Source organism: Actinosynnema pretiosum (assembly GCF_024171695.1).
Taxonomy (GTDB): Bacteria; Actinomycetota; Actinomycetes; order Mycobacteriales; family Pseudonocardiaceae; genus Actinosynnema; species Actinosynnema pretiosum.
Genome location: NZ_JAMTCF010000031.1, coordinates 57,676 through 64,882, shown reverse-complemented (window position 1 = coordinate 64,882; position 7,207 = coordinate 57,676). Strand labels below are relative to the sequence as shown.

Annotated in this window: 7 protein-coding genes; all 7 read right to left on the bottom strand. The window is 71.8% G+C overall.

The window, feature by feature from the left end; translation table 11 throughout:
• Positions 1-432: adenosylhomocysteinase (locus tag LV78_RS38720; RefSeq protein WP_253851165.1), on the bottom strand; the 432-nt coding region annotated here is incomplete at its 3' end.
• Between the two features lie 177 nt (positions 433-609).
• A complete protein-coding gene (locus tag LV78_RS38715) occupies positions 610-2,121 on the bottom strand; it encodes an amino acid permease (protein WP_253851164.1) in 1,512 nt (503 codons plus the stop codon).
• A gap of 69 nt (positions 2,122-2,190) precedes the next feature.
• Positions 2,191-3,108 (bottom strand): cation diffusion facilitator family transporter, encoded by a 918-nt coding sequence (locus LV78_RS38710; RefSeq protein ID WP_253851163.1) that lies wholly within the window; start codon positions 3,106-3,108, stop codon positions 2,191-2,193.
• Positions 3,109-3,169: 61 nt separating this feature from the next.
• Complete coding sequence (gene manA / locus LV78_RS38705) at positions 3,170-4,393, bottom strand: mannose-6-phosphate isomerase, class I (RefSeq protein WP_253851162.1); 1,224 nt, start codon at positions 4,391-4,393, stop codon at positions 3,170-3,172.
• A gap of 105 nt (positions 4,394-4,498) precedes the next feature.
• Positions 4,499-5,575, bottom strand: a complete 1,077-nt coding sequence (locus LV78_RS38700) for an SIS domain-containing protein (protein WP_253851161.1) — start codon at positions 5,573-5,575, stop codon at positions 4,499-4,501.
• A gap of 6 nt (positions 5,576-5,581) precedes the next feature.
• Positions 5,582-5,773, bottom strand: a complete 192-nt coding sequence (locus LV78_RS38695) for a Trm112 family protein (RefSeq protein WP_253851160.1) — start codon at positions 5,771-5,773, stop codon at positions 5,582-5,584.
• 27 nt (positions 5,774-5,800) lie between these two features.
• Entirely contained in the window at positions 5,801-7,153 is a 1,353-nt protein-coding gene (locus LV78_RS38690) for a phosphomannomutase/phosphoglucomutase (RefSeq protein ID WP_015805012.1), read from the bottom strand.
• Positions 7,154-7,207 lie beyond the last annotated feature (54 nt).

Sequence of the window (7,207 nt, the reverse complement as noted above, 5' to 3'; positions counted from 1 at the left end):
GCCCTGACCGTCCGGCCAGGTGAGCATGGACTCGGCGGTCCACCAGTACTCGGCCAGGGACTCGCCCTTCCAGGCGAACACCGGCACACCGCGCGGCTCCTCGGGGGTGCCGTGCGGGCCGACCACGACGGCGGCGGCGGCGTGGTCCTGGGTGGAGAAGATGTTGCAGGAGGCCCACCGGACCTCCGCGCCGAGCGCGACGAGGGTCTCGATGAGCACGGCGGTCTGCACGGTCATGTGCAGCGAACCGGAGACGCGCGCGCCCTTGAGCGGGTACACCTCGGCGTACTCGCGGCGCAGCGCCATCAGACCGGGCATCTCGTGCTCGGCGAGCCGGATCTCCTTGCGCCCGAAGTCGGCCAGGGACAGATCGGCCACGGCGAAGTCGATGCCGTTGCGGGTCTGGGCCAGGGCCGGGATCGTGCTGGTCACAGGGGTTCCTCCTGATCGGGATTCACCCGACAGTACCGCCAGCCACGCCGGGTTTTCGCCGTCACCGGGAAGAGTCCCCGGATGGGCGACGGGGGCTGGTCCACGACGGATCGGGCGCGGAAAACGCCGGAAGGGCGGCCCCCGCCGGGGACCGCCCTTCCGCCGAGCGCTCGGGGACTACTCGTCCCGCTTCGCGACCGGCGCGTCCGCGCCCTGCTTGCCGAGCAGCGAGTGCTTGCGCCCGTAGACGAAGTACACGACGACGCCGAGCCCCATCCACACCAGGAACCGGACCCAGGTGAGCGCGGTCAGGTTCAGCATCAGCCACAGGCAGGCCAGGATCGCCAGCACCGGGATGAACGGCACCCACGGCACCCGGAACCCGCGCTTGAGGTCCGGCCGCGTCTTGCGCAGCACCAGCACGCCCGCCGACACCAGCACGAACGCGAAGAGCGTGCCGACGTTGACCATCTCCTCCAGCTTGCCCGCCGGGAAGAAGCCCGCGGCGACGGCGACCAGCAGGCCGATGCCGATGGTGATCTTCACGGGGGTGCCGCGCGTCCCGGTCTTCGCCAGCCCCCTGGGGAGCAGGCCGTCGCGGGACATCGCGAAGATCACTCGCGTCTGGCCGAGCATCAGCACCATGACCACGGTGGTGAGGCCGGCCAGCGCGCCGACGGAGATGACCGTGGCGGCCCAGTCCACGCCGTTGTCGGCGAACGCGGTCGCCAGGGTGGCGCGGCTGCCGTCCGGCTGGGTCTTGAGCTTGTCGTACGGCACCATGCCGGTGATCACGAGCGTGACCGCGATGTACAGCACGGTCACGATCGCGAGCGAGCCGAGGATGCCGCGCGGCACGGCGCGCTGCGGGTTCTTGGTCTCCTCGGCGGTCGTGGCGACCACGTCGAAGCCGATGAACGCGAAGAACAGCAGCGACGCGGCGGCCAGCAGGCCCATGACGCCGTACGTGCTGCCGCCGAAGCCGGTGAGCAGCGAGAACAGCGACTGGTCCAGCCCGCTCGCCACCTCGGGGCCCGTCTCGGCGGGCGGGATGTACGGGCTGTAGTTGTCGGTGTTGATGTAGGTGACGCCGAGCGCGATGACCAGCAGCACCACCGCGATCTTGATCGCGGTGATGACGGCGCTGACCCGCGACGACATCTTGGTCCCGAACACCAGCAGCGCGGTCAGCACCGCGACGAGCAGCAGCGCGCCCCAGTCGACCTCGACCGACCCGGCGTCCACCGTGGTCCTCAGCTCCAGCCCGAGCTGCCCGAGCACCGTCTGGAGGTACTGCGACCAGCCCTTGCTGACCGCCGCCGCCCCGACCGCGAACTCCAGCACCAGGTCCCAGCCGATGATCCACGCCGCGAACTCGCCGAACGTCGCGTACGAGAACGTGTAGGCGCTGCCCGCCACCGGCACGGTCGACGCGAACTCGGCGTAGCACAGCGCGGCCAGCGCGCAGGCCACCGCCGCGAGCACGAAGGCCAGCGACACCGAGGGCCCCGCGAGGTTGCCCGCCGTGCTGGCGGCGAGGGTGAAGATGCCCGCGCCGATCACCACGGCCACGCCGAAGATCGTCAGATCCCAGGCGGTGAGGTCCTTGCGGAGCTTGGTGTCCGGTTCGTCCGTATCGGCGATCGACTGCTCGATCGACTTAGTTCGCCACAACCCGTTGCCCGGCACGGCCGTTCCCTTCCCCTGCTCTCCCGCTGACAAACAAGCAACTCACCCTAATGGGCTAGTGCTTCCGGGTCAGACCGTCAGGGAGCGGTCCAGATCGGGCTCCAGGTAGATGAGCCGGGCGGCCGGGACCTTGTTGCGCACGCGGTGCTCGGCGTCGTTGATGGCCTGCGCGATGTCGACGGTCTCCAGACCGGGGTCCAGGGCGATCTTGGCCGCGACCAGCAGCTCGTCGGGGCCGATGTACTGGGTGCGGATGTGGATGACCCGCTGCACCTTGCCAGCCGCCAGCTCATCGATGATCACGTCGAGCTCGGCCGGGGAGGAGCCCTCGCCGATCAGCAGCGACTTCATCTCGATGATGAGGATCACGGCGATCACGCCGAGCAGCACGCCGATGCAGATGGTGCCGATGGCGTCCCACACCGGGTCGCCGGTGAGCGTGCTCATGCCCACCCCGACGAGCGCCAGGACGAGGCCGAGCAGCGCGCCCGCGTCCTCCAGGAGCACCACCGGCAGCTCGGGCACCTTGGACTTGCGGATGAACTCCCACCAGGTGGCGTCGCCCTTGAGCGCCTTGGACTCCTTGATGGCGGTGGCGAAGCTGTAGCTCTCCAGGCCGATGGCCAGCACCAGGATGACCACGGCCACGATCGGCGAGGTGAGCTCCTCGTGGGCCTCCAGCTTGTGGATGCCCTCGTAGAGCGCGAACACCGAGCCGAGCGTGAACAGCAGCAGCGCCACCACGAACGAGTAGAAGTAGCGATCCCTGCCGAACCCGAACGGGTGATTCTGGGTGGCCTTGCGCTGCGAGGTCTTCTGCCCCAGCAGCAGCAGCCCCTGGTTCGAGGTGTCGGCCACCGAGTGCACCGACTCGGCGAGCATCGACGACGACCCCGTGATGAGGAAGCCGACGAACTTGGCCACCGCGATCCCCGCGTTCGCCAACAACGCGGCGATGATCGCCTTGGTACCGCCTCCTGCTGACACCCTGTGCTCCCCTGTGGTCCACGCGTCGTGTGAAGTGACGGTGAGACCTTAGTGGAGAGCTCTACGGAACACCGGGGGTAGCGCGGAACAGCTGGGCGTCCTCGGTCGCCTCGACGCGCAGCGCCGGGTCGGCGGCGGGCAGCCACACGGACTGGCCCCTGCGCAGTTCCAGCACGTCGGCGTGGCCGCCCCGGTGCACGGACAGCGTCGCCGAGCCCTTGGCGCACAGCACGATCTGCGGCCCGCCGTGGTCGACCTCGACGCTCTGGCCCGCCGCCAGCTCGATGCGGGACAGCTCGAACTCGGGGCACGGGGTGCGGTACACCCACAGGCCGGGCCGGGTGGGCTCGCCGACCTGCACGGGCATGTCGCCGCTGCTGAAGTCGAGCACGCGCATCAGCTCGGGCACGTCGACGTGCTTGGGCGTGAGGCCGCAGCGCAGCACGTTGTCCGAGTTGGCCAGGATCTCCACGCCGGTGCCGTGCAGGTAGGCGTGCAGGTTGCCCGCGGGCAGGTAGATGGCCTCGCCGGGCCGCAGGACGATCCGGTTGAGCAGCAGCGCGGCCAGCACGCCCGCGTCACCGGGGTAGGCCTCGCCCAGCTCCAGCGCGGTGCGGCACTCGGCGTCGAACTCGCCGTGGTCCTTGATGTGGGCCACGCACGCGTCGAGCACCTGCGGCAGCAGCCCGTCGAGCGAGTTCTGCGGCAGGGTGATCAGGGTGGTGAACAGGGCGCGCAGGCCGCTGCCGTCCGGCTGGGCGGCGAGCAGCTCGGTGTAGGGCGCGAGGTCGGGCGCGTCGAGCGAGCGCAGCAGCGCGACCGTGCGGTCCGGGGCCCGGAAGCCCGCGAGCGCGTGGAACTCGGTGAGCGCGCAGATCAGCTCCGGCTTGGCCGAGGGGTCCTTGTAGTTCCTTATCGGCGAGTCCACGGCCAGGCCCGCCGCGTCCTCGGCGGCGAACCCGAAGGCGGCCTGCTCGGCGGACGGGTGGGCCTGGAGGCTCAGCGGCTCCTCGGCGGCGAGGACCTTCAGCAGGAACGGCAGCCTGTTGCCGAAGCGCTCGGCGCAGCCCGCGCCGAGCTGCCCGCGCGGGTCCTCGGCGAGCAGGTCGAGCAGGCTCCGGCGGGCGCCGTCGGGTCCGAGGACGCGGGACGGGTCGCCGGGGTGGGCGCCCATCCACAGCTCGGCCTCGGGGTGCGGAGCGGGCACCTCCCGCCCGAGCATCTCGGCGATGGCGGTACGCGATCCCCACGCGTACGCGCGCACCGCGTTGTGCAGCAGTTCCACTTGACGTCCACTTCCCTCGGGCAGGGGCTACTCGTGCCCGCGCCGTGCTGGCGCGGGTCTCCGGGCTGGTCGGTGCTCGGGCTGGGTCGGGCTCTCGGCGTTGGCTCAGACGGCGGGCGCGTAGCGGCCCGGTCCCCCGAGGGTGCCCGCCGCGAGCCCCAGGTAGAGCGAGGCGAGCTCGAACCTCAGCGCGAGCAGCGCCGAGCACACCGCGTCCCCGCCGGACACCTCCTCCGCCGGTTCCAGCACGTCGGCCCCGGCGAGCGACCGGACGGCCGCGAGCTTGGCCTGCTCGGCCTGCTGGCCGCGGCGGACCGCGAGCAGCAGCACCCTGACCTGTCCGCCCGGCTCGTCGTCCGGGTCGGCGAAGATGTCGGCGCCCGAGGTGCCCTGCACGGCTCTGCGGTGCAGGGCGGTCCGGGTGATCGCCTGCTTGTGCGGCGCCACGTCGCACACGAGACCGGCGTGGCGGGCGAGCACGCCCGCGCCGTGGCCCGCCACCGCCGTGGCCATGTCGTCCAGCCCCCACAGCAGCGGGGTGCGCTCGGCGAGGCGCAGCGCGAGCGACTTGGCCGGGTTGACGAACGACTCGTGCATCGGGTGGTCCCGCTCGGCCTCGCGGTCGAGCTCGTCGGCGACCTGGGTGAGGTCGACCTCCAGCAGCCCGAGCGCGCTCAGCGCGGACGCCCAGGCGGCCAGCGCCCGGACGAACCCGAAGCCCTGCGGCACGGGCACCCTGGGCGGCACGAGCAGCGCGTGCCTGGCCGCCGAGGCCGCGACGGGTCCGTCGGGCTCGGCGGTCAGCAGCACGCGGGCGCCGCGCCTGCCCGCCAGGTCGACCGACTCGGCGAGCGCGTGGTCGCCGGGGTCCTCGGTGTGCGCGAGGACCACGTCGAGCGCGCCGACCCAGCCGGGGGCCTCGTCGCAGACCACGACCGGCACGGGGCAGCGCGGGCCCAGCAGGGCGGTCACCAGGTTGGCGACCGCCGGGCCGACCCCCGGCCGGGTGATGAGGACGAGCGCCCTGGGGCGCTCCCGCATCACCCGGTCGACGCCCAGCTCGGCCGCCGCCTCGGCGGTGGCCCTGACCTGGGCGCCCGCCCGCGCCGAGGCGCGGAGCAGGTCATCGGTGTCGGCGTCGGCGAGCCTGCGCTGGTCGTCCAGCAGTGTGTCGTCGAGCACGGGTGCTCACCCCGCTGCCGGCTCGACGGCTTCGCCGAGCAGCAGCACCGGGATGCCGTCCTCCACCCGGTAGGTCCTGCCGCACGACGTGCAGGTCAGGTACTCCAGAGCCGGGTCGGGGCCGGTCCCCTGCCGCAGCGGAGCGTGCTCGGGGCACGGGCAAGCGAGTACTTCGAGCAGCCGCGGGTCGAGTTGCACCAGTTCCTCCTCGTGCTGTCCGGCGCCTCAGGCGCGGACGATGGCCAGCACCTCGTCGCTCAGCGCGGCGACCGAGGCGGCGTCGGCCGCCTCGACGTTCAGGCGCAGCAGCGGCTCGGTGTTCGACGCCCTCAGGTTGAACCAGGAGCCGTCGGGCAGCGAGACGGTGAGACCGTCCAGCTCGTCCAGCTCCACGCCCTCGCGGGCGCCGAACTCGGCCTTGATCGCGGCAAGCCTGCCCGCCTGGTCGGCGACCGTCGAGTTGATCTCACCCGAGGCGGCGTACCGCTCGTAGTCCGCGGTGAGGGCGGACAGGGCGCCGTCCTGCTCGCCGAGCGCGGCCAGCACGTGCATCGCGGCGAGCATCCCGGTGTCGGCGCGCCAGAAGTCGCGGAAGTAGTAGTGGGCCGAGTGCTCGCCGCCGAAGATGGCGCCGGTGGTGGCCATCTCCTGCTTGATGAACGAGTGGCCCACGCGGGTGCGCACGGGCGTGCCGCCGTTCTCGCGGACGATCTCGGGCACGGCGCGCGAGGTGATCAGGTTGTGGATGATCGTGCCGCCGGGGTCCTTGGCCAGCTCGCGCGAGGCGACCAGGGCGGTGATCGCGCTGGGCGAGACGGGCTCGCCGCGCTCGTCCACGACGAAGCAGCGGTCGGCGTCGCCGTCGAAGGCCAGACCGGCGTCGGCCCCGACCTCGCGGACCTTGGCCTGCAGGTCGACGATGTTCTTCGGGTCGAGCGGGTTGGCCTCGTGGTTCGGGAAGTTGCCGTCCAGCTCGAAGTACATCGGGACGACGTCGATCGGCAGGCCGTCGAACACGACCGGGACGGTGTGGCCGCCCATGCCGTTGCCCGCGTCCACGACGACCTTCAGCGGGCGGATCGTCCGCAGGTCGACCAGCTCGCGCAGGTAGGCGGCGTACTCGGTGAGCATGTCGCGCTCGGACAGCGTGCCGGGGGCGACGCCCTCGGCGTCCGCCACGCCCTGCTCGGCGTCCTCGCGGATCTGGGTCAGGCCGGTGTCCTGGCCGACCGGGGCGGCGCCCGCGCGGCAGAGCTTGATGCCGTTGTACTTGGCCGGGTTGTGGCTGGCGGTGAACATCGCACCGGGCAGGTCGAGCTTGCCGGAGGCGAAGTACAGCATGTCGGTGCTGGCCAGACCGATGCTGATCACGTCGACGCCCTGCTTCGTGACGCCCTCGGCGAAGGCGGCGGCGAGGCCGGGGGACGAGTCGCGCATGTCGTGGCCGATCACGATGGCCGGACCGCCGACCAGGCGCGCGAAGGCCGCGCCGAAGTCGCGAACCACGTCGACGTCGAGCTGCTCGCCCACGACACCACGGATGTCGTAGGCCTTGACGATGCCGGACAGATCGCGCACGCCCACACTCCCAGATCAGCTCTTGACACTGCGGTCAGCAGCCTACCGGCGCGC